The sequence below is a fragment of the Loktanella sp. DJP18 genome (genome assembly GCF_049310965.1).
In the GTDB taxonomy this organism is placed as follows: domain Bacteria; phylum Pseudomonadota; class Alphaproteobacteria; order Rhodobacterales; family Rhodobacteraceae; genus Loktanella.
This window is the reverse complement of sequence record NZ_JBMERN010000062.1, coordinates 1-22130: the sequence shown is the minus strand read 5'-3', so window position 1 is coordinate 22130 and position 22130 is coordinate 1. Positions and strand designations below refer to the sequence as shown.

19 protein-coding genes are annotated in these 22130 nt (G+C 55.9%); 3 read left to right on the top strand and 16 right to left on the bottom strand.

Going from position 1 to position 22130, the window contains the following annotated elements; genetic code table 11:
* Positions 1-151: 151 nt before the first annotated feature.
* The 3 genes from ACOI1H_RS16070 to ACOI1H_RS16060 form a co-directional block, all read right to left on the bottom strand.
* The gene (locus ACOI1H_RS16070; protein WP_422438852.1) at positions 152-1255 is read right to left on the bottom strand and encodes a YkgJ family cysteine cluster protein; all 1104 of its coding nucleotides are present in this window, start codon (positions 1253-1255) and stop codon (positions 152-154) included.
* A gap of 137 nt (positions 1256-1392) precedes the next feature.
* A complete protein-coding gene (locus tag ACOI1H_RS16065) occupies positions 1393-1686 on the bottom strand; it encodes a peptide chain release factor-like protein (RefSeq protein ID WP_422438851.1) in 294 nt (97 codons plus the stop codon).
* Positions 1607-2569, bottom strand: coding sequence for an RtcB family protein (locus tag ACOI1H_RS16060; protein WP_422438850.1), 963 nt, complete (start codon positions 2567-2569; stop codon positions 1607-1609). Before ACOI1H_RS16060 ends, ACOI1H_RS16065 begins: the two co-directional genes overlap by 80 nt.
* Positions 2570-3161: 592 nt before the next feature.
* On the opposite strand from ACOI1H_RS16060, the gene ACOI1H_RS16055 reads away from it, so the two are divergent.
* The gene (locus ACOI1H_RS16055) at positions 3162-3863 is read left to right on the top strand and encodes a response regulator transcription factor (protein ID WP_422438849.1); all 702 of its coding nucleotides are present in this window, start codon (positions 3162-3164) and stop codon (positions 3861-3863) included.
* A gap of 130 nt (positions 3864-3993) precedes the next feature.
* Here the strand turns inward: ACOI1H_RS16055 and ACOI1H_RS16050 are convergent, their stop codons facing one another.
* The 7 genes from ACOI1H_RS16050 to ACOI1H_RS16020 all read right to left on the bottom strand — a co-directional run bounded on the left by ACOI1H_RS16050 (position 3994) and on the right by ACOI1H_RS16020 (position 14515).
* Positions 3994-8217 carry a cadherin-like beta sandwich domain-containing protein gene (locus ACOI1H_RS16050; RefSeq protein ID WP_422438848.1) on the bottom strand — a complete coding sequence of 1408 codons (4224 nt, stop codon included), beginning with the start codon at positions 8215-8217 and terminating at the stop codon, positions 3994-3996.
* Positions 8218-8406: 189 nt separating this feature from the next.
* Positions 8407-8556, bottom strand: coding sequence for an RSP_7527 family protein (locus tag ACOI1H_RS16045; RefSeq protein WP_422438847.1), 150 nt, complete (start codon positions 8554-8556; stop codon positions 8407-8409).
* 214 nt (positions 8557-8770) lie between these two features.
* Positions 8771-9070, bottom strand: coding sequence for a hypothetical protein (locus tag ACOI1H_RS16040; RefSeq protein ID WP_422438846.1), 300 nt, complete (start codon positions 9068-9070; stop codon positions 8771-8773).
* Complete coding sequence (locus ACOI1H_RS16035) at positions 9067-9996, bottom strand: SPFH domain-containing protein (RefSeq protein WP_422438845.1); 930 nt, start codon at positions 9994-9996, stop codon at positions 9067-9069. Before ACOI1H_RS16035 ends, ACOI1H_RS16040 begins: the two co-directional genes overlap by 4 nt.
* A 209-nt stretch (positions 9997-10205) precedes the next feature.
* On the bottom strand, positions 10206-10376 hold the full coding sequence (locus ACOI1H_RS16030; RefSeq protein ID WP_422438844.1) for a YdcH family protein: 171 nt from the start codon (positions 10374-10376) through the stop codon (positions 10206-10208).
* Positions 10377-10537: 161 nt separating this feature from the next.
* Positions 10538-13918, bottom strand: a complete 3381-nt coding sequence (locus tag ACOI1H_RS16025; protein WP_422438843.1) for an MFS transporter — start codon at positions 13916-13918, stop codon at positions 10538-10540.
* 9 nt (positions 13919-13927) lie between these two features.
* Entirely contained in the window at positions 13928-14515 is a 588-nt protein-coding gene (locus ACOI1H_RS16020; RefSeq protein WP_422438842.1) for a TetR/AcrR family transcriptional regulator, read from the bottom strand.
* Positions 14516-14779: 264 nt separating this feature from the next.
* Between ACOI1H_RS16020 and ACOI1H_RS16015 the strand changes: the two genes are divergently transcribed.
* The gene (locus ACOI1H_RS16015; RefSeq protein ID WP_422438841.1) at positions 14780-15349 is read left to right on the top strand and encodes a Flp family type IVb pilin; all 570 of its coding nucleotides are present in this window, start codon (positions 14780-14782) and stop codon (positions 15347-15349) included.
* 86 nt (positions 15350-15435) lie between these two features.
* Here the strand turns inward: ACOI1H_RS16015 and ACOI1H_RS16010 are convergent, their stop codons facing one another.
* The 3 genes from ACOI1H_RS16010 to ACOI1H_RS16000 form a co-directional block, all read right to left on the bottom strand.
* On the bottom strand, positions 15436-15819 hold the full coding sequence (locus tag ACOI1H_RS16010; RefSeq protein WP_422438840.1) for a TrbC/VirB2 family protein: 384 nt from the start codon (positions 15817-15819) through the stop codon (positions 15436-15438).
* A gap of 167 nt (positions 15820-15986) precedes the next feature.
* On the bottom strand, positions 15987-18980 hold the full coding sequence (locus ACOI1H_RS16005; protein ID WP_422438839.1) for a M10 family metallopeptidase: 2994 nt from the start codon (positions 18978-18980) through the stop codon (positions 15987-15989).
* A gap of 230 nt (positions 18981-19210) precedes the next feature.
* A complete protein-coding gene (locus ACOI1H_RS16000; RefSeq protein ID WP_422438838.1) occupies positions 19211-19609 on the bottom strand; it encodes a hypothetical protein in 399 nt (132 codons plus the stop codon).
* Positions 19610-19953: 344 nt separating this feature from the next.
* Between ACOI1H_RS16000 and ACOI1H_RS15995 the strand changes: the two genes are divergently transcribed.
* Positions 19954-20628 (top strand): hypothetical protein, encoded by a 675-nt coding sequence (locus ACOI1H_RS15995; protein ID WP_422438837.1) that lies wholly within the window; start codon positions 19954-19956, stop codon positions 20626-20628.
* Between the two features lie 75 nt (positions 20629-20703).
* Here ACOI1H_RS15995 and ACOI1H_RS15990 read toward each other — a convergent pair whose 3' ends face one another.
* From ACOI1H_RS15990 to ACOI1H_RS15980, 3 genes are all read right to left on the bottom strand, one after another.
* Positions 20704-21333: a LolA family protein gene (locus ACOI1H_RS15990; protein WP_422438836.1), complete on the bottom strand. Its 630-nt coding sequence runs from the start codon at positions 21331-21333 to the stop codon at positions 20704-20706.
* A 123-nt stretch (positions 21334-21456) separates the two neighbouring features.
* Positions 21457-21882, bottom strand: a complete 426-nt coding sequence (locus ACOI1H_RS15985) for a hypothetical protein (RefSeq protein ID WP_422438835.1) — start codon at positions 21880-21882, stop codon at positions 21457-21459.
* The coding region (locus ACOI1H_RS15980) for a transposase (protein ID WP_422438834.1) at positions 21879-22130 on the bottom strand (252 nt) is incomplete at its 5' end. The genes ACOI1H_RS15985 and ACOI1H_RS15980, both read right to left, overlap by 4 nt.

Here is a 22130-nt window from a genome sequence, read left to right as displayed (position 1 = left end):
ACGCACCCACCCCAGCTCTTTTGTAGTGGTGGCCTGATTTTAGATTATCGACGGGTTAGCATTCCATGCCTCGGAAAGTTGTCTCATGCGCGCCCAATCGACAGTTTGGGTCGACAACGAGGTCGCAGTCAGAGGATCGTAGTGCGACGACTTATGTCCAGGCAGCGCTGATGGTCTGATAGAGTGACTTCCAATCCGTAAGGATCTCGGCCATCGGGGTTCCAACTATCCCATTCATCGGCGCACCCGGATGAATGCCAGGCAAGCGGGCTTCGATAATTTTTATCTGATCTTGCAGAACCTCTACAGCATCTGCTGAGCTGAGCACACCTCCCTCGATCATGCGAGCAAGCGCTGGCACGAGGTTGAATACCGGGCGTTCACGCTTCACGGTCATATACTCGATCGCTTCCTCGATCGTTTCGCGGGGCAGGTTGTTCTCCATCGCCTTATAGTCGAGGTATTCCTCGACAATGGCTTTAGTCAGATCGCCGTGCGCTGGCGTCTCACCGAAGGCAAAGATCTTGTGAACTTTGCGGTCGCTTTCGGAGACAAACTTGCCATCCTTCCAGATTACTGGTGCCAGAGGATCGACCCGGCAGGTTCCACCCATATTCCACATGCGGGCAATGGCATTGACGATACCCTCGCCAGCACAGGATTCTGGCATTGTCTCATCGAAGGGCACGACCCGGCACTTCATGGGCCGGTCCTCGTAGATCCCGCATTTCCCGTCGGACTGACGCTGGGGGCAAGCTCCACTGTCCTGATCCACGTCAATCAAACCGAAGTGGATGGATGCGCCGCTGGCATTTGTAATGGTTTTTGCTACAGGCACGCCACCCATTGCGTTTTGCGCATTCCCGCGGGCGCCGAGTGCTTTCTGCATGACTGAGTTGTCTGCGACAGGCAGGTCGGAAAACGTCTCGACGATCACCTTGCGATCCGATGCACGTCGCAGGTCGACATGACTGGATGACCTCAGCTGTGCGGCGATCAGGAAATGTTGCGATTGCTGCAACATCTCTTCGACGCGCATTGAGGGCGGCGTATCACAGCATGCGCCGCAGCCCGTGCAGGAAAAGCAGACGGATTTGACGGCAGATCCCGAATTGTCTTCGACGATCACACCGCCTTCACTTGCAAGAACGACATCGAATTTCATGGCAACGCGAACCAACTCCTTTTGGTCTTTCCGATCAAGGAGGTCGAAGAGGTCCAAATTAGCGTCGAAAGTATCATGTCCAGGTTTCATCTGTCAGCCCCTTTTTGGTCATGTTGATAAGGTCGGACTGAATAGATCTGGATGGTCGGATCTTTATGATGAGGTCCAGTTCGGCGCATATTTAACGCTGGCCGACGGCTGTAAGAGCCATCGGCCAGGTCCCGTGATCATACCGGCCGAAATTGCGGTCCCTCAAAGGTGTGCTTGGGATTGCCGCGTTCCAGGTGATGGTGATGAGCGCGTGCGTCACCCTTATGATCCGCTGCCTCATCTTGTGCGTCAGATGCAGCGAGAAGCTGAAGGCGCAGCAAGGCAGCCCGCCTGTTCTGATGTTGCGAGCGGTGGTCTCGCACTTTCACGCTGTAGGTCTTTCCCTTCGGATCAGTCCACTGTGCCCGGATCGCACTCGAGGTCTTGTTGACATGTTGCCCGCCCGGGCCGCCGGCCCGGATCGCTTGCATCTGCACTTCGGAAGGGTCGATCTCGACGGCCGCACCCACAGGGTCGAGGCCCACGACCTGGATGAACCAATTTTTGCGCCGATGCACGGCCATGCATGGAGCCGCGGTCGTAACGGCGACCGGCGCCGTGCGAGAGCGACCCGAGGGTCGCGTCAGGCATGCTGTCCGCAGCCATCAGATAGCTGCGGCTTTCGCGTGACCCAGCAAGGGGTGCGAGACCCTTGTCTGGCGCTGCCGCACCCTTGCGGTGCAGCCAGGCACCGCTGTGAGGTGCCACCAGGTTGTGGACGGAATCACACACAAGATGCGCTTGTGTCCGCAGTGCATGCGCTGCGGCGTCTGCGACAAGCTGCCTGTTGAGTCTTGCCCAGATCACGGCCTGGTCGTGAAGGCCAAGATAGGCTTCAGCCTCTGAACTGCCTGTTGCGAAGCCATCCTTCCACCGTGCTTCGATACCGTTGAAGATGGTGGCGCCTTGATTTCGCGATCCCGTGTGGATCAGGAGACAGATGTCGTCCTTGTCGAGGTTGAGCGCAGCCGCACGCTGCGCGTCGATGATCTCACCAACAGCCTGCACCTCGCAGAAGTGGTTTCCTCCTCCGATCGTGCCGAGGCCCCAGGTCAAGACATCGGACCCAAGGCCAGCCGCTGTCACTGGGCGCCGTGCATCTTCTTCGGACGCGCCGTCTTCCAGGATGGTGAGGCGACCTGCGGCACGGTCGATCTTGAGCTTGCGGCGCGGCAACTCCAGTTTGTAGAGCGCCATTCCGCAGCCGATGTCGGGGCCCACGAGCTGCGGATAAATCCGGTCCGCAAGAAATGCGGCACCAACGGGCCCGTGCCTGCCGGGGTGGAGATCCGGGAAAGCTGCGATGGCCTGCATGCCAGCCCAGGACCCGGTTAGTTTCAGTCGATCTTCAGCGCGACCCTCGATCCAGGTGTCGCGGCTGTAGAATGTGAAGATTGAAGCGCTGCCGTCATGGCATGCAGCTTCGATGTGGGGATGGCCCATGTGCTGTCTTTCTGTCGACGAAAAGGGGCGGATCGCCATAAGGCGACCGCAGACAGAACATCAGGGGGGCTTTGAAGGTTGATCGGCCTTGGGCTGATCAGTTCCCGAGATGTCCTTGGAGAATGTCAAAACAGATACCGGTCATGCGTCGTCCTCCTGGGCTCGGGTTCAAGTTGTGAAGGGGATATAGGCGCTTTTTGACGTTCGTGTAGCAGGGTTTGTCAGCCTGCGCATCCTCGTTGCCATTTTGTCGCATTGCAAGTTCTGGGTCGCCGATTTCGCCACATGTGTGACGGCGCGGAAGATCCTCGATTTCACGATTTTTTTCATAAGGGCAATTTCGTAAAAGATTTCGGTTTTGCGGGAATCCCTGAGGTGCCGAACGCAACCATTGGCTGTAGATGGAGGGTACGGAAACGGCGCAGAACGCCCTTCATGCTCAGACCAAAAAAGGTAGAACACCATGTCCCGGATTGCGCTCGTAGATGACGATCGAAATGTTCTCACGGCAGTGTCTGCCACGCTTCGCGATGAAGGTTTTGACGTCGATACCTATATTAGCGCACAAGTTGCCCTCGATGCGTTCAGTAAAAGGGAACCCGACATTGCAGTCATTAATGTGATGATGCCGCGCATGGGTGGTCTCGAGATGATCACGAAGCTGCGCCAGAAATCGCAGCTTCCAGTTATCTTCCTCTCTGACAAAGAAGATGTCGTCGACGAAATTCTTGGTTTGCGCATGGGTGCTGACGACTATATCAAGAAGCCGTTCCATCAGAGACTTCTTGCAGAGCGCATCCGGTCCTTGCTGCGGCGTCAAAGCATTGCTTCGGATGATACGCTTCCGGAGTTGGAAAAGCTAATCTACCGGGGGTCCGTGACGATCAACCCGAACTCTCATTCCATTGAGGTCAGCGGAAAATCAGCAGCTTTGACGCGCTCTGAGTATCTCATTCTGGTTGCGCTGGCCAATCGTCCCGGCGTGGTCTTTTCCCGAAGCCAGTTGATGGAAATTCTTTGTCCTGACGACACCTATGTGGACGAGCGAACAATCGACTGTCACATCAAGCGGCTCCGGCTGAAGATTCGAACCGTCGATGCAACATGCAAAAGAGTTCAGTGTGTCCGCGGTTTCGGATACCGGTTTTCAGTCGATCTGCACTGAAAATCATGAACGGATCAGCGCATAATTTCGCTCCTGTCAGGATTGCTTCTGTTTGCATGCCTGGCAGCAATCCTGACAAGAAAAAGGCGGCCGATCCGAGATCGGCCGCCTCCTATCTCCTTTCCGCCGCTCAGAAGCGGTGGGTCAAGTCGAGCGCGAGTGAGCCACGCTCGGTTTTTCCAACCCTTTCGACACGTGCAGATCCTGTGATATCGGTCAGGCCGTCGAGCGAACTGGCGTTAAAACCAAATTCCAGACCCAAGCCGCAAGACCTCTGAGAGGTAGCGCCTTGCGACCATTCACAGATAATACGAGGTGATGTGACGAACTCGGCGTCAGCTCCTGTGTTGCCGAGTGCGACGGGAACATGGATTGCCGGCGTCATTTGGAGGCGCGTGATTTTCACCACGCCTGCGTCGAGAGACACGTCATCCGACTGATTGAACGCTGTTGCAGTAAAAGGCACATCGCCGATCCAGGTGGAGCCATGCGAGATGGCAAGCTCCGGGCGCAGCTCGAAGGCTTCCTTCTCAATCGCGCCTGTGACAGCGGTGCCGATCAGGAATGTTTGCGCAGCATACTTGCCGTCCAGTGCCAGTGCCCCATTGTCGAGCCTCATGACATTCCGCCCCAGTCCGTAAGAGACGAAGGCGTCGATCCAGATGGAGTCTACGACCCTTTTAACGCCGTAGGTGCCGATGGACAGATCGTAGCTTTCGCTTTCGCCTGTGAACGTTCCCGCGATATCCCCCTTGCTGTAGTCTGCGCCAACGAAGAAGCCGAACAGCGTTGCCGGGTCGAGTTGCTGTTCGTGTGCAAGGCGTGCGGAGATCGTTCCTGTGACAGAACCATCTTCGTCCCGTGTGAAATCGACTGCGGTCGAGAAGAACCGGTCCCACGCGCCAACAAGTGTGACAGCACTCAGATCTCCAGTTGCTGTCGCACCGGTGTCGTTCGCCTTGATGATGCCATTCCACGTCAACGGCCGAGCACTGCGGGTCACAAGATCGCCAATCTGATTACGACTATGTGCGATCGCACGGTCGCGCGCCTGGCGGCTGAACGCTTCTGTCGCCGTCAGGCGGGCGCGGGTGCCAATGATGGCCTGATCGCGCACGATGTTGCGAACCTCGTCCTTGTGCTGTTCGAACTCGTAGGCGGCAGAGCTGGCGCGCGTCACGTTCAGCATGTAGCGCGCGGTGGTCACGCCATCTTCGGCGGTAACCGTGATTGCCACAGTCGTGGTGCCGACATCGAGGGTGATCGGGTTTGACGCACTCCCTGATGCAATCGCTGTGCCATTGATATCGATCGTGGCTGCGTCGCCGGTTGCCGACGCCTTCACGATGATGCTGTCGGCGTCATGATCCACGTTGGCGGTGTAGGATTTGGTATTCGGGCTGAACACAGGGCTGATTGTGCCCACCGACAGCTTCAGCGCTGTAAGTGTCGCATCTGCCGATGCTTCGCGTGTCACGACGATCCGGTAGCTGCGCTGACTACTGCCATCCTGCGCCAAGACCCTCATGACGATTTCATTGCGCCCCACGTTGAGCGGGATTGTGATCTCATTTCGCGCTGCTTTTGCGCGCGATGCCTTCGCCTTCGATGCGGAGCGCGGCGCGGGCGAAGACGCGACCAGATCGCCATTCACGGTGATGATGATTGTCGACGATGGATCTGATACTGCCGGCGAGAAGCTGAAGGAGCTCATGTCGTTGGCGACTGTCATCGTATAGTCCATATGCTCTGGCGAGAATGCGGGCGTCAAATCACCTGCCTGCGGCGAGAAGACGATCGCTTCGATGGCGACGTTACTCGAAGCCGCGCGACGGAACGTGACCTTGTAGACAGTGCTTGTCCCCCCGTCTTGGGCTGTGACCTTGATTTCTGCCAAGGTGTCGCCGACGGCCAGTGAGATCATGTCCGATGCAACTCCGGAGCTGACTGCAATGCCGTCGATGGTCAGTGCGCTTGAAGTTTTGAGAGTTGTTGCCGTAATGGCGATCTCGGAAACATCGTTCGTCACTGTGACGATGTAATCCATCGTATTCGGCTCGAACGCCAGCGTGCCTCCGGAAACACTCAGGTTGGACAAGAAGGCATTGCTGGAAGCGGCCCGCCGCACTGTCAGGGTATATGTCGCAGTAGCATGTGCATCTTGTGCGGTGGTTGCGATCGTGAAGGCAGTGTCGCCGACGGAGATAGCGGTTGGAGTGGTCGCCACACCCGATGAAGCGGGGGTGCCGTTGATCTTGATGCCCGTAGTGGCCTCACCTGCGATAGCCGTGAGGCTGATATCCTCCACGTCATTGGCGACATTCACGATGTAGGCGTAGGTCGAAGGATCGAATGTCAGGGTGCCGGATGACAGGCTCAGATTGGAGAGAAGGGTGTTGCTCGATGCTGCCCGATGGAATGTCACAGAATAAGAGGCGATTGTCTGACCGTCATGTGCTGTGACGGTCACGACAGAAGTGGTGACACCGACGGGCAAGAAAATCGTATTACTGGGCACGCCTTGGGCACTTTCGATGCCGTTGATTTTAAAGGTGGCGCTGTCGTCGCCTTGGGTGGCGGACAGAGTGACCTCTGTGACGCCGTTCGGCACTGTGACGTCATAGGCTTTCACCGCAGGATCGAAAACCGGCGTGAGCGTTCCATGACTTGTCGCAAGTTCCGCCAGACTGGCATCTGACGACTTCTGGCGATCGACAGTGACCGTATATGTTTTCTCGGTCATAAGATCTTCTGCGACAACCTTCACAGTGATCGTGTTTTGACCATAATCCAATGTGATTGCGGGTGAAATATCTCCGGAGGTGACCGCTTGGTCATTGACAAGGATCGTGGAGGAAGGTGCGGAAGAGACCATCAGTGCGATGCTGCCCGTGTCGCTGTCGACAGTGATAGCGTAGGATTGGATACCTGAAGAGAAGCCCGGCGTGAGATTGTCAAAAGCGGTCTCGAGGCCTGTCAGGTCAGCGTTGGACGACGGAGCCCTGATGATAATGACGTTGTAGGTGTGCGCTGTCACACCATCTTGAGCTGTGACGACAATACTCGCAGTTGTCGACCCCACGGGCAAGGTGATGGCGTCTGAAGGCAAGCCTGAAACCAGGCTCTCACCCTGCAAAGTCGCTGTCGCGTTTTGAGCAAGGTTGGTCGTCAGGCTGATACTCTCAACGTCATTGGGGACTTGAATGCTGTAGTTGTAGACGCTTGCGTCGAAGGCCTCGGACAGTTCACCTTCGGAGGGCGACAGTGTCGTCAATGTTGCGTCTGCGGACTTTGGACGATTGATCGTGAAGGTATGGTTCGCGACGGTGACGCCGTCTTCGGCCGTCACTGAGACTGAAACCTCGTTGTTCCCGTAGCCAAGGGCGATATTCTTTCCACAACAGCTTCCGACGACAACGCCGCCGACCCTGAAGACAGCATTCGTGTCTGCCGTCGTCCCGGTAATTGATGCCGACGTCACATCGGTTGCGACTTGGAAGACCTCATTTCCAAGGGGATCGACATCGATGTTCTGGCCAGCGGCCGTGAAGGATAAGGATGACAGATTAGTGTTGGTGGACAGCGGCTGGGGTGCCTCAACAAGTGAAATCACATAGGTCTTCGACGAAAAGCCAGATGTCGCATCAACATCGACGGCGATCGGAAAGTCGGATTGCGTCAGAGAGGTTGGCGATCCGGATGCAGCATAGTAGACAGCCGCTCCTGCGTTCGGACGCAGAGAGAGGGAAGTGTCTGGCGATGTTGTTGTAGGCGTAAAGGAAATATTTGTGGTGCCGTAGGGAACTGTCAGGGTGTAATTTTCCGTCGCCGATGCGAAGGAAGGTGACAACGTTCCTGTTGAGAAAACGACAGAGCTCAGTGTGACGTCCGTCAGCGGAGCCGCGAGAGCTGACGATGACAGGCTTGCTAACCAACCATTCAGATCAGCGGTGGTATTATTGAAATAGTAGAAATTCATGTATGTCTGGCCTTCAAATCCCAACGAAACCTGGACTACAGGTGATTGAGAGGTCTGCCAGTTGCTTGCCAGGCGCACTTGAGGTCCTGACCAGACAAAGGTATTCGTCTGATTGAACGTATCACCGTCTACTGTGATTTCCCAAGCTGTGACGTTGGCGTAGCCACTGCCATCGACGCTGACAAAAGTGAAAGATCCTGTCGCTGACTTTGATCCCGACCAGACAACATTGACTTGTGTGCCATTGGGTGCGGCGTTGGCGACTGCTCCAACCAATGTAGCAAAGCAGAGCACGACTATCATGGCCGATTTCACAATGGCGCGGGATGTAAGCCGCGTAGCGGTCATCGCGCAAGTAATAAGGAATTTCAGCATGTCTATCTCTCTGACAGGGATTCTACCCAAGTGGGGCAGGGTTTATTGGATCAAAGAGAAGATTGGCTTAAGTCTACTCCGAAGAAGTAAAAAACCGAGCGATGCCGGAAAAATATCTAGTTTTGTTTTAAGGTGCAGGACGACAGCCTGCACCGGCGTTCAAGATGGCCTGGGTTTGCCAACCTGAGTTCATGCAAGCTGCTCCGCTGGCTGCGAAACTTTTTCAGTCTTACGTCGGAAGAGTGATCGGATGAGCGAGGCAATCATTTCAGAACGCATGCGGTGTGCCGCGCGGATGCTTGCGTCGATCTGTTCGGGTGTCGGGTAAGTGTAGTCCATGTGAAGCTCCATTGGTTTCTTCACTGGATATTGCTGCGCCGCAGCATAGTTCAAAATCAAGGCTGCTATGTGAAATTTGCAGGTCTTCAGGACTGTCGCAGCCACCTGTGTCGGGGCGTGATGACCTGACTGGAGAGCCATCCACCCAAACGCATGACGCCGGCAGAATTTCATCCTGCCGGCGTTCTTGCTTTGTCGACAGCCTTTCTGAGTGTTACTCGCCCGAGCCAGACTTACGATCATAGTCGTTCGGGTCGGAGGCGGCGGTATCAGCGCCCCAACTCCCAAAGATGCGGCGCAGGGACAGGCTAAGAACGACCCAGAGAACCGCGCCGAGAATAACCATTACGCCAATCGCGGGTGCTGCCACCCATGCCAGAGCCGAGAGGACCAACAGGCTGATCGACAGGGACAGCAAGATCATGGTCCCTGTCAGGAATTCTCCGATCAGAGCCATGACGGCAAGCAGAAAAAAGGCATCCCAGCCGAAGTTCAGCAGACCTTCCAGCATCATTCAGCCTCCGAGACTTTGACCTCAGCGAAAGGCGTCGTGACGGTCGATTTGGCGGAGATACCCTTGAACATATCGCCCGCCATGGCTGCGAGGCCTGACAGGGAGCCTGTCATATCGGATGGCAGCATGATGGTCTTCGACGACGGCGAGGAGCCCATGGCCTGCACGGCTTCGATCTGGCGCTTCAGCAAGTCAAGTCGGATCGGCTCGTCGCCATTTTCCTTGATCGCATCTGCAATGACCTGGGTCGCATAGGCTTCGGCATCGGCGCCGATACGGCGGGCATCGGCTGCCTTTTGCGACGTGTAGTATGCCGCATCGGCCCGCAGCTCTGCGGCGCGCTGTTCACCTTCGGCCTGCGTGACGACGGCGCGACGCTTGCGTTCGGCGGTCATCTGCTGTTGCAGTGCGCGCCGGGTTTCATCATCAAAATTCACATCGATGATCTCGCTTCTGGTAATGTCGATACCCCACTCTTTTGCATTCTTATCAAGGGATTCCTCGAGTTTGACATTAAGAGACTCGCGGTTGGCCTGGACGGCATCGAGGTCGCTTCCACCGATCAGCGACCGCACGATGCCGGTGACCGAAGTCTGAATGCCAGCTTCGATGTCGGCGATGCGGTAGACCGAGAGTTCAGCGTCGACACGACGATAGAAGGTCGCGACGGAAATTTGGATCGGCGCATTGTCCTTGGTGATACAATCGATCGGGTAGGCCGGTAGCTGTGTCTCCAGAACCAGAATCTTGTGGGCGACGGTGTCGACACCCGGGATGATCAGGTGCGGGCCCGGCTTCAGGGTTGTGCGGTAGCGGCCGAAACGCTCGATGACGTAGTTCTGTGATTGCGGCACGAATTTGATTGCCGACGAGAGGCCGATGGCGGTAACGACGCCGATGGCACTGAGAATGATGATGGGGTCCATGGTATGTGTCCTCTCCAGACCGTGTGGTTGTGAAGAGGAAGTGGATACGATGAGCCTCGATCGGAAAAAAAAATGTGGCCCGGAGAGCGAAATCGTTCGGTCTCCGGACCTGGGCGCAATGATCAGAGCTCGGCGCTTCTTCGCTTACACCTCGCATCTGCGACCGGCACTTGCCTCAGTCGATGACAATACGGAAAAGATGGTCGCAGTCAGTGATGGGGCTGGGCTGCGATCTCTTCTTTCAGCGCAAGTTTGCGCCTTTTCATCTCGGCAATTTCAAGTGTGTCGATCGCAGGTGAACGCTGCGCTTCCTCGATTTGAGTGTCGAGCGTACGGTGTTTTTCAACGAGGGCCTGTGTGTGGGGATGATTATTCGTCATGAACCGTCTCCTCTTCAGTTTGCGTGATAAATACGTAGTGGCTGACCGGGCATTCGTGAACAGCAAATCCTAATTTGAGTCCAAAATTCCATGAAGGTTCTGTAATCGATGAAAAGAATATCGGCGACGCCGCAAGGACGCCGCCGAAATTTTAGGCGATATCAGGCTGCGACAGCTTCATTTTGTTGTGCGAGCGCACGACTCAGTGCGGGGTAGTCCGTCTTTCCAGAAGCAAGCAGCGGAATTTTCTCAACGATGATGATTTCAGATGGCACCGTGATTTCCGCAGTGCCTTTTTCCTTCGCAAATGCAGAGAGTGTCTTGCGATCGGCATTCTTCTGCGTGGTGATCAGGATGACTTTTTCTCCTTTGCGCGCATCGGGTGTGGACAGGGCGGCCACATGGGCATCTGGCCAGAGTGTCGATGCAAGAACTTCTGCTGCTGCGAGCGACACCATCTCACCGCCTACTTTCGCAAACCGCTTGGCTCGGCCGACAATGCTCATGTAGCCTTCCGAAGAGACCGTCACGATATCGCCGGTGTCATACCATCCATCCTCGGGCGCATGGATCTTTCCCTTGTCTCCGGCCAGAAGGTATCCCGCCATGATGTTGGGTCCCTTGATCCACAGACGCTTGCCGTCCACGCCTGCAACGTCGTCGAGACGTGTCTCGATGTGCGACAGGACGCGACCCACAGTTCCGGACCTGTTTTCCATCGGCGTGTTCAGTGCGACGACGGGGCCCGCTTCAGTGGCGCCGAAGCCTTCCAGGATGCGCACACCGAATTTCTCGGAGTAAAGTGCGCGAGTGGCCTGCTTGACGGGCTCCGCGCCGGCGATGGCGGCGCGCACGGAGGCGAAATCATAGGCGCTTGCGCGGCGACCCCAACCACTGAGGAAAGTATCAGTGCCAAGCAGGAGTGTCGCGTTGTGGCCGTAAGCCAGTTCGGGTATAATCCGGTAGTGCAGCGGTGTCGGGTAGATCATCACGTGTGCGCCGGTCATCATAGGCAGAAGGACACCGCCCGTCAGCCCGAAGCTGTGGAAGAGGGGCAGAGCCGACAGCATCTTGTCACGCGGGCCGACATCGGTTCGTGCCCGCAGCTGGGCCAGGTTCGCCACCAGGTTGCCGTGCGTCAGCACGACACCTTTGGGTGCGCCCTCGGTGCCGGATGTGAACAGGATGACGGCAGTATCGTTGAAAGACAGACAGACATCCGTGGGGCGCTTGGCAGCCATGATCGCGCGAATTTTTGCGCCAGTGCCAATCTCGGCTTTGAGGGCGTCGGTCCACAGGAAGGTGATGCCCTGCACCTCGAGATCTTTGACGAGGGCACCAAGGTTTGCTTTGTCGATGAAGGCCTGACTTGTCAGGATCTGCTTGATTCCTCCGGTGTCGATCGCAGACATCATCGGCGCCACACCCAGCGTAGGGTTCAGGATTGCTGCGACCCGGCCGGCGCGCCACAGACCCATCAGAACGATCGGAGCAGCTGCGACGCCCGGAAGCAAAACGCCGATGTGCTCACCAGGCGCGGTGTGCCTTTGGAGGACTGCCGAGAATGCGGCGGCACCGATCGCGATCTTGCCGCGGGTCAGGCTGGTGCCTAGCGGATCTGACAATGCCGTAGCCTTGGCGTCCAGTGTCCTGCACGAGGCATGGAAGGCATGCGGTATCGATGGTTGCTGGTTCAGCATCTCGAACCGTCCGTGCTCGAGGATGTCTTGCAGTGTCCGTGTTGCAACCTCGCGGCGCGCACGCCCCTTCAGCTCTACGGGCACGCCGAGCTTCTGGGGCGCGCAGACGCGGACACGCACCTTTGGAAACAGGCGGCGCGCCATCCCAGGGATAGGGCGGTTGAAGATGGAGCTCTCCAGGCCCTCGATGGAGATGGAGACCACCGGTGCCTGCGCTGCGTCCACGAGCCATGCGGTGCCCGGGTAGACTTTCATCAGCGCGCCATGCGTACTGATGCGTCCCTCCGGGAAAATCAGCACGGCACCGCCGTCTCGAACAGCGTGCGCCATACCCTTGGCTGCCATCGGCCGTTGAGGGTCCATTGCTGCGATTTTGAGCGGCCGGGCAAGGCGTGCAAGTGCACCTTTCGCCCACCCGGTGTAGACGGCAATCGAGACTTCCCGGTCAATCAGAGAGAACAGCAACGGGCCGTCGGCAAAGCTCACGTGGTTGGAGACGAAAACCACCGGACCCTGTGTATCAAGGTGCTCACGTCCGGTGACTTCGACGCGGAACATGATTTTCGTGATCATGCGGAGAGTGCCCTGGATCGCGGCGCGCGGAAAGCAGACGACGCTGGCGATTACTGCGCCGACCGCAGAGATGGCGATAGACAGAAACAGGCCGGACAGTGACAGGCCCGCGCCGATGGCAACAGACATGGCAATGGAGGCCAGCACGATACCGATCGAACTCAGGATGTTGAAACCTGCCATGACCTGTGCGCGCTCAGTCGCGCCCGCACGTGATTGGATGAAAGCCTTGAGTGGGATAGCAAACATGCCGCCGCCGAATGCGATCAGGGTGAGGCATGCCACAACGAAGAGACCTTCGGTGGTTGCGAAGAGACCTGCCATACCGCTGTTCGGCGCAAGGGTATCGAAGCCGAACGTCAGACCGAAGGATGCAACGGCGATGATGAGTGAGGATGGCAGAACCAGGCGTGCACTGATCTTGCCACGCAGCATGGCGCTGGCTGCAAAGGCACCGGTGCCGATACCAACAGCAAAGATGGCCATGACGGCGGTCAGCATCGCTTCTCCACCGCCTAGAGTCAGGCGCAGGTAAGCGGGCAGGGCGGACAGGTAGACCGAGCCCGCGACCCAGAACCAGGTGTCGAGCAAGGCTGCGCGACCGTTCTCGCGGTCTGAGAAAAGAGCCTTCAGGATCTGCCAGTTGCCAGCCAGGGGGTTGCGCGGAATATTCAGATCAGGGGCGGCAGCTTGGCCTGTCGGGAGGACGTGGGCTGCGACGACGCCGAGGACCGCGAGGGTGATGGCGGCGGCGCCGACCCAGATCAGGCTTTCAGCGCCTGCGAGAAGACCGCCTGCAACTGTGCCTGCGAGAATGGCAAAAAAGGTCCCGGTGTCGAGGTAACTGTTCGCTGGAACGAGATCCTTCTCGCTCAACCGCTCGGGCAGCCAACCGAGTTTGAGTGGGCCGAAGAAGGCGGATTGCGTGCCCATCAGAAAGACGATGCCGAGCATGGCCGGTAGGCTGCCAGAAAGCATTGCGCCGGTTGCCAGGACTGACAGCCCCAGCTCGCTCCATTTCACGATCCGGATCATCCGGGCTTTCTCGAACTTATCGGCTATGATTCCGGCCCATCCGGAGAAGAGGACGAAGGGCAGCATCAGCAGGCCACCGGCCAGCAAGCCGACGGTGGCGGCCTGGTCCGCCGGCGCACTCATGGCGGCGAAGATGATGATCGCGGCCTTGATGAGGTTGTCGTTCAGTGCGCCGAGTGTCGCGGTGAAGATGAGAGGAAAATAGCTGAGTAGCTTCTTGGTCTCGAGTATCATGGGATGTTCCTATGCCTGTATGCAGTTGAGCCCGAGGAGGCGGATCAGACCGTCCAGGATGGCAGAATGATGAGAGAGTGCGGGTGAGGGGATTCGCCCATAGATCATGAAGGTCATGGGTTGGAGAGCTGCCCCCATGACAAGAGCTGTGGCGAGGTCGAGATCTTCGACCACCAGCTCGTTGTTCAATGACGCAATCGCCAGGGCATCGCGCACGACTGTAAGCGGTGTCACGTCATCGTAGGTGATTGCCATCGCCAGGGTGTCATGCTGCCGGATGAGCAAGAAGCGCATCAGGACAGGGTCTTGATCGAAGCCGCTGAGCATTACCGTCAGGAAGGCTCCAAGTTTTTTACCGATGGTTTCGGTGGGCCGTGTTGCAAGCAGCATTCCATCTGCGAAGCCAATGTAGGCTTCGCGGAAAACGCGTATTGCCAGTTCTTCTTTGGAAGACATGTGGCGATAGAGGGCGCTTTCACCAATGCCGCAGGCTTGTGCGATATCGCGCACGGAGACTTCTGCATAGCCGCGAGTCGCGAAGAGCTGGAGGGCGGTTTTTTCGATGAGTGCGCGCCGGGCGTCAGATGCTTTCGTCATGGTCTTTGTCTGTCTTTCAAAGGTCGGAAAAAGTGTGTGAGCGATCACTCACAAAATATATGACCCGCTTCCATCGACTCAAAACGTCGGACCAATAGATCTGATGAATAGTTCGGTAGCGATGGGTCACGCCGCGCCGCCAGCAAAATTTCGCTTTGCCCCGCAGGCTTTTAATACCTGCATTAATTGACCTGCTCACAAATTTCTGCGCGGCAGCGACGATCCTATATTAAATGGAGCGTTTATATATCAAAGGATCACATCATGCTGCTTCGAAAAAATATTACACTGCACACCACGCGCGGGGCTGCCCTTGTTGAATACGGCATGCTCGTTGGTCTGATTGCCGTGGTGGCAATCACGGCTGTGACCACCCTGGGCGACAAGGTTGATGGCATTTTCACGTCGGCATCTGCGGCGCTTGTCTTCGATGAGGCCCCGGCACCCGTCATTGAAGAGCCGACGCTTTCCTCGATTCTCTTTACGCCTGGTGATCGAGGAAGCTGGGCTGCCGAATACGGATACAGTCGCGCATCGATCGACCGGGATGCAGGGACGCGGCTGTCCCAGTCGAATGATGCGTATGAGATCGTGACGATCTACTCTCAGGGCTTTGACAGCCAGATGCGACTGTATCTTGCTGGGGATCTTACCGCAGTGGATTTCACAGGAATTTCACTGACATGCTCGAATGGACCGCGCGCTTATGACCTTGCACAGGCCGACAACTTCACAAAGGCATATTTTACCGATGATAATGCGACGTTCTGGCTTTGGGCAGGCAACACGGCACCGTTTGTCGTCGGTGAAGATGTGAGCTGCACCATCCGCTGATTGCAACCTTTGTTGATTGAATAGAAAGGCGCTCGGAACGACTGATCCGAGCGCCTTTTCTTCGTCTTCGTTAAGGTCTGTCACAATCAGGTTTCGACGCTGCTACCACCTGCTGTGCATTCACCGCGACTGTCAGTGCCAGAGCTGACCAACCAGCCAATTAGCGCGTCGGACATAGCGACGATAAAGAGTCCGCCACCCAAAGAGATCAGGTGGGCAAACTTGAACTTACCAAGAAAGGCCGAGACAGCAATGAGCACCATCCCGATAGCGCCGAGGACATAAACGACCCCGAACAGCCACTTCTTCAATGACCACAACATTGAACAGGATTTGTCAAATATGTCGGTTCCCGCAGCATGAGCGGGAGAGATCTGGGTGGCGATGGCAAGGACGGCCACAGCGAGACGCGCCGCCATCAATGTCGTGATAACCTGGTCGGATCTGGCTTTTGTAAGTTTCTGAGACATGTGCTTTTCCCGATTGAGCTATATGCTTATCGAGAGTTAGGCACCACGCTTCGACGGGAAAAATATCATTGAACATTTTCATGTCGTCTCCCGCACTTCTTGCCCTTCATACACAAAAAGCCCCGATAAATCGGGGCTTTAAGTTCGTTTATTTGTGGCTGTCAGATTTACACGAATGCGAATGCGTCGTGCGAGTCAAAATTGGATGACAGCAACTCGAAGTACATTGAGATATTGCCATCCGCACGCAAAGAAACAATGTTGAGACCCGGGTCTTGATACCCCTCAGCATGATCAAGGCAAGAATGTCCATCGTGCTCGTCCATGGGCTCGGTCATGGTGATGAATGAGAATTCATCGCTCGATCCAGTTGCTTGAGTTGCAGCAGCTTGCGGATTGAGATTGTAGAGACCCTCGTCGAACGTCAGCCATTTTACAGTTTCCTTCCCGTGCAGAACTTCCGCATCGGCCGACTTCTCTTCACGGACCGAGATCGCAATTTTTCCAAAGGCGTCAACGAAATAGCGAATGCTTGAGGTATCTCCACCATTGAGGGTCTGCATATCCGCAAAGAATGCTTCGCCTTTGTCTCGTTGTGTGACGGTCTTTGCTGTGTGATCGAGACTTACGGTGCCATCTTCAACCATTCCACTTGTTCCGCCGTCAATTGCGACCCAGTTGAATGTCCGGTTTTCCGTTTCGAACATGGTGCCGCGCAGCTCTTCGGATTGCATCGACACATTGATGCCATCAGCGGTCGCTCCGTTGAAGCGATGGGTCAGAGTGTAATTTCCCTCTCCTTCAAGAGTGCCAAGAAAGACGGGTGCACTACCATACCCGGAGATATCAATGCGTTCGACATCGCCTCCATGGATGTCGGTCTGGCCGAATGTGATGCGGGTCCCGTCTTCCATGGTGTGTGCACCAGCCGACCCCGCCATCCAGGAGAAGGTCTCCTTGCCATGCAGTCCGTCTGCAAAATCCCACTCAGAGATGCGGACGTCAAAGCCAGTATCTGTGACGTTGCGGATCTCGACCACAGCGTCGTCGCCTCCGAAAGTGGACATCGGCCCGGCGACAACGACCGCATTTTCGATATGCTTATCAAAGGTGACGTGCCGCCAGCCATCGCTGTCAAGCCGGTCGATCGACAAGGTGCCGACCTGCATTGTCGGAGTAGCCGCATCCGTTGGCGTTGCGGGGGCAACAGCCGCAGCCGGGGCTCCGAAGACCTGGCGACCCTGATCCAGGCTGATCCAGTTCACCCGTTCGGCGCCATGAGCAATTTCCGTATCCTTGGACTGCTCTTCGGCGACTCTGAGTTGCAGAACCCCAGCGTAGTTCGCATAGCGAACCGTTGCCGTGTCGGCGCCGTTGAACGTCTGCATATCAGCGAAGAGTGCATCACCGGCATTGACGCCTGTGAGGGTCTGTCGCTGATCTGTCAGGGACAAAGATCCTGTTGCCATGTCGCCGTTCTTCGCCGGCTCGATAGCTACGTAACTGAAGGTCCGATTGGCGCCATTGACAGATGAAGCGAGGCCTTCTTCTGCCTGCATGAGCACGTTGAAGCCGTCGGTTGTGACACCGCCCATGCGATGTGTGAGGGTCGCGTCATCACCACCCGAAAGGGTTCCAAGTATGATTGGCGTCGCATCGAAACCGCTGACATTGATGCGCGTATGGCTTCCGCCTGCGATGGCCTGCTCACCAAAGAAGATTTTCGAACCGTCGGCCATTTGATGGCTGCCAGCCGTTCCGGCCATCCATGAGAAACTCTCATCGATATGGACGCCGTCAAGATAGCGCCATTCACTCAAGCGCACATCAAACCCGGTGTCGGTCACATTCCGGACCTCAAGCACGCCTGAGTCGCCACCGTTACTCGACATCGGCCCCAGAACGACGACAGCGTCTGGTATCGTGTCATCAAATGCAATGTGAACCCACTGCCCAGATTGCTCGAGTGTGATTGCTGAGGTTCCGACTTCCATTGCCGCAACAGGAGCTTTTGGTGCCGGAGCTGGTGCTGGCTGCGGTTCAGGTGTGGGCTCTGGTTGCGGCGTAGGGGTGGGTTCCGGCGTCGGTTCAGGCACGGGTTGTGAAAGAATATCGATTTGATCCAGCAGCGCTGTCAAGTTGACGGAACCTACTGTGCCGAGAGCCTTGAAAGCGGCAGTGGCGTCTGCCGACGTGAAGGTTGCGTCATTGAAACGGAAATTCTCCACATGCAGGACGGTATCGGTGCCGTCCGCACCCTTTACTAGGTATCCGTCTGTGGTCTGCGCAATTGTGTAGGTTGAGGCTGTGCCAGTGAAAATGACCGTGTCATCGCCATCGCCGCCATTAATGAGGTCCGAGCCCGCGCCACCTTCGATGATATCTTTTCCGCCGCCACCGTAGATCTTGTCGTTGCCACCGTTGGTGATGATGTGATTGTCGGCAGCGTTGCCGGTGATCGTATCAGACCCATTGCCGGTTTTGGCGTTTTCGATCGTCGTGCCAACGGCGATTCCAAGGTTGCCTTTGTAGCCGTTGATATCGGAAAAGGTGCCCGCGTTGAGGTTGAGGTTCTGCGCAAAGTTGCGCGATGAAAGATCTATCGTATCATCGCCGCCGCTGTCGACGATAACGCGCGCCTTCGTGATTTCCAGCGACAAGTTGGACGTGTCGGCCGCATCGTTGCCGTAGACCGTATCTCCAGCACGGGTTGTGGTCGGCGTGCCATAGATTTGCTGTATGGCATACATATCCGCCATCATCGGGGTGTCGAGATACATCGGCGTAGCTGTCGAGGTCGGGCTCTGACCTTGGTGGAAATAGGACATGATCGAATATTGCCAGGTGTCGTTGGCGTAGGTTGCGTCTGTCTCGAAACTTCCGGTGAAATTGTAATTGCCGGCATGACCAAGCCCCAGCGCGTGCCCAATTTCATGGATGTAAGTTTGCTTCACGTAGTCGCCTGTCGCAAAATTCGTGGCGACATTGATCGTCGAGCTGAGAATCTTGCCGCCGGAGACGATTGATGATGAGTATGCCCCGGATTGATTGTCATCGAAATTGATCTGCGCGCCTGATGTGACTTCCTGGAACTTGATGCCTGATGCGTCGGTCCAGGTTTTGAGTGCTTCGCGTGCCGCGGCCTGGCCGGCGGATGTCAAGTTGGTGATATTGACCTTGAGCGTTCCTCCAGATTGAACGTCCTAGGCCCGCGCACTGCGGCCAGTGTCCTCCCAATATCCGTTCACAAGCTGATTGGAGATTTGCTCGATGCTCCAGACGGGCTTCGGTGCAGTTGTGCCTGTCGTTGTCGTGGTGGCTGCCGCATCTGTGGCTGCCGCATCATTCATATCGTTTTGCATGATTGTCATTTATCTGATCGTTTCTTTTTTCAGGACAGCGGGGAAAGGGAGACAAGGGCAGAAGCAAGTTTCTGAACGAGAAAACGCGATTGCTTTTCGTCGGAAATCGTCACTTCGATTTCAGGTCCTGTAATGCGAACGTGATTGGAATCGAACCATGTCAGATATCCAATGATGAACGACTCGCCGATGGAAGAGGCGACAAACGAAGCATCCATTCGTACAAGTTGTGTGCTGTCAAATCTCTGGGACAGTTCGGCCGTCACTGAGACTGCGACAGCTTCAGCGATGGAATTGTTTTCCACTCCAGAACCCGCCAATGTGGTTGTGGCGAACGAGCCGACAGCTACGGCTGTGGCTGCCGCGTTGATGAGGCGTGGTCTCATTTTACTTTCGCACTCCCTTTTATTTTGCATGAACAGCATCACGCGACGTCGCCCTGGAGTAGTTGCGTAAGGTGCAATTTTTCCAACGACTTAGCCGGTTATAACTTTTGCATGTTTTCTGCGTTGAATGGGGCGCATCACGGCAAAAAAGAGGCAGAAAGATGACGGGCCGTTATAATTTTTTTCTTTTTAGAACGACGACTGACTGGAGATTAATTTCAGAGCCTGCTTATGATCACCGCGTTCTCACAAGGGTGAGAAGCACCCGCTCGATGCACAAGCAAAGCGTGACAATGCTGCATCATTATTTTGAATTATCGTGAAAAATTTTGAGCCCGAGAAAAAGGACCAATATTTGTTATACCTTCACACACACTGGAAAATACATGAAGACCATCTTTGCCGCCTCCGTTTTTGCGATCCTTTCAACCGCTGCTTTTGCCCAGCAAAGCCCTGAATATCACCCCGCCATGCCCGGTGGCTCGCTTGATCATGTCTACGACCGATCCGGGTTTGGCGTGAATGTCGGGGCGTCGACCTTGGGTTTTGCGATCGAGCCGACCTGGCGCTTCAACAACAAATTTGGCGTGCGCGCGGTCTATGCCAATGGTGAGGCCAGTTACGACGAAGCCAGCAACGGCGAGTCCTACTCTGGCAATTTGTCTGTTGGCGGCAAAGGTGTTATGGCCGACTATTATCCGATGGAAGGCAGCTTTTTTCTCTCCGGCGGCGCATTTGTGACGGACAACTCGGCGAGTTTTGTGGCATCGAACGTCAATGTCAACGGCAAGACCACCGACATCACCGTCCGCATGGACCAGAAAGATGATGGTCTGACTCCCTATCTCGGCATGGGCTTCGACGGCCGCATCGGCAAGCGCGGCACGCTGTCGATTGGTGCAGGCGGCATTTTCGGCGAGGGCTTCGACGTGTCCGCCACTGAGAGCGCAGGCACTTTGACTGCGGCCGAGCTCGACGGCGAGATTGCCGATATTCGCCAGGCCGGCAATGACTTCAAGGTTGTTCCTTTTGCGAAAATCGCCGTGGGCTTCCGCTTCTAATCGACGCTAGGCTGCTAAAATGAGACGAGCCCCGAACATGAGTTCGGGGCTCTTTTTCGTTTGCAATGAGCGTATTCAGCGTTGTTGGGTGCGCTTTGAGCGTTCCGCTTCCACATTGAAGGCAAGATTCGATAATCCGCTCTGTTTTATCAGGTCAGCGAGAATGAGGGTCGTAAGCGTACCTCCTTCATCTGTTATGATCCACTTTCGAAGCTGGATGGGATTATCGGTAAAGATGAGATCGATGGAACCATAGTCTGGATGGTCGGGATCTTGAGCTCTCACGACTGTTGCTGGCCCGTCTAACGTATGAGCAACAACCATCTCTTGGGCGGCAAGGTCGACATGGCGCTCAAGAAAAATGCTCAGAGGCGTGTGAGAAAGCGGATACACCTGAGGTTCCGACTGTCGCACAGCACCATCAAATATCGCGACCTGTCCGCCACTGGCGAGGACGAGAGAGCCGTCGGGCTCTGCGTAATCGAAGCGCAGACGTCCTGGTCTCGCGATGGTGATATTTCCCCTTGACAAGGTGCCGTCTTCATTAACTTGGGTGAAAGCCGATGAGGCAGATTTCATAGCGTTAAAATAGCTTGAGATCTCACTCAGGGGGATGAGACGATTGGCGGCAGATGCGCTTCCACAAACCATCACCGCAAAGGTGGCAGCCAGACTTATTGCACTGCGTCGGGAGAAATTTCTCATGTTGACCTCCATGTGGGTGAAACGAACATGGCGCGTCAGTCGCCTTGACGGAAAGATATGAGATAACAGCCTACAAGCCTGCTCCCGTTTTAGAATACCACGTCAGAAAATACGCGCCTGCATCTATCCTTCCATCCGAATGCGAAGGTAGGCTCGGTCATCAAAGCTTTTGAGCCCTTTGTAGCAACCCTTGGTCGCCTTGACCCCGCGGAACATAAGCGGGTCTACGGCAAGGATGGCAGCAAGCCGATCTTCACTTTCAAAAAGCGTGCCATGCAGTTCTGGGTATCCATCAGATGCAAGGACAATGTCGCATGCGGATGGCAGGCAATCGACCGTCATCCAACCACGCATGGCGAGGCTGCCATCGGCAGCTCCATAGGAATACCTGCAAGATTTTGGCCCATTCAGAAACATCGGCTGAAGCAAGAGTGTGTTTACAATCGCTTTTCGGCCGATGTCGGCAGACTTTTCAAGAAGATCTTCTTCCTTGACGCCGCGCAACAGAGCAACCTCAATATGAAGCGCACGCGTTTCCTCGTTGATCACCCGTCCAAAATCCGCAAACCCCAGACTTCAGCCTGGGGATAGGATTTCCTTTTCATTTTGAGTGACTGCGCTGCGGCTTTTCTCTTCTTGGTATCTGCGTCTTGCTGGCTCTCGACGTAAGATTTGACCACGTCGAGAGGCGCGCCACCACAGGAGACCACGAAGTAACTTGGACTCCAGAAGTGGCCGCCCCAAAGACGCTTCATCACTTCGGGCAGCCGCTGCTGCCGGATGTGTCTCGATGATGC

Coding starts and splice junctions, on each gene's coding strand:
- ACOI1H_RS16010 (WP_422438840.1), bottom strand. CDS start 15,819: ATGTCTCAGAAACTTACAAAAGCCAGATCCGACCAGGTTATCACGACA.
- ACOI1H_RS16045 (WP_422438847.1), bottom strand. CDS start 8,556: ATGGACTACACTTACCCGACACCCGAACAGATCGACGCAAGCATCCGC.
- ACOI1H_RS16015 (WP_422438841.1), top strand. CDS start 14,780: ATGCTGCTTCGAAAAAATATTACACTGCACACCACGCGCGGGGCTGCC.
- ACOI1H_RS16055 (WP_422438849.1), top strand. CDS start 3,162: ATGTCCCGGATTGCGCTCGTAGATGACGATCGAAATGTTCTCACGGCA.
- ACOI1H_RS16060 (WP_422438850.1), bottom strand. CDS start 2,569: ATGCAGGCCATCGCAGCTTTCCCGGATCTCCACCCCGGCAGGCACGGG.
- ACOI1H_RS16025 (WP_422438843.1), bottom strand. CDS start 13,918: ATGATACTCGAGACCAAGAAGCTACTCAGCTATTTTCCTCTCATCTTC.
- ACOI1H_RS16050 (WP_422438848.1), bottom strand. CDS start 8,217: ATGCTGAAATTCCTTATTACTTGCGCGATGACCGCTACGCGGCTTACA.
- ACOI1H_RS16065 (WP_422438851.1), bottom strand. CDS start 1,686: ATGCAAGCGATCCGGGCCGGCGGCCCGGGCGGGCAACATGTCAACAAG.
- ACOI1H_RS15995 (WP_422438837.1), top strand. CDS start 19,954: ATGAAGACCATCTTTGCCGCCTCCGTTTTTGCGATCCTTTCAACCGCT.
- ACOI1H_RS16020 (WP_422438842.1), bottom strand. CDS start 14,515: ATGACGAAAGCATCTGACGCCCGGCGCGCACTCATCGAAAAAACCGCC.
- ACOI1H_RS16070 (WP_422438852.1), bottom strand. CDS start 1,255: ATGAAACCTGGACATGATACTTTCGACGCTAATTTGGACCTCTTCGAC.
- ACOI1H_RS16030 (WP_422438844.1), bottom strand. CDS start 10,376: ATGACGAATAATCATCCCCACACACAGGCCCTCGTTGAAAAACACCGT.
- ACOI1H_RS16035 (WP_422438845.1), bottom strand. CDS start 9,996: ATGGACCCCATCATCATTCTCAGTGCCATCGGCGTCGTTACCGCCATC.
- ACOI1H_RS16040 (WP_422438846.1), bottom strand. CDS start 9,070: ATGATGCTGGAAGGTCTGCTGAACTTCGGCTGGGATGCCTTTTTTCTG.
- ACOI1H_RS15990 (WP_422438836.1), bottom strand. CDS start 21,333: ATGAGAAATTTCTCCCGACGCAGTGCAATAAGTCTGGCTGCCACCTTT.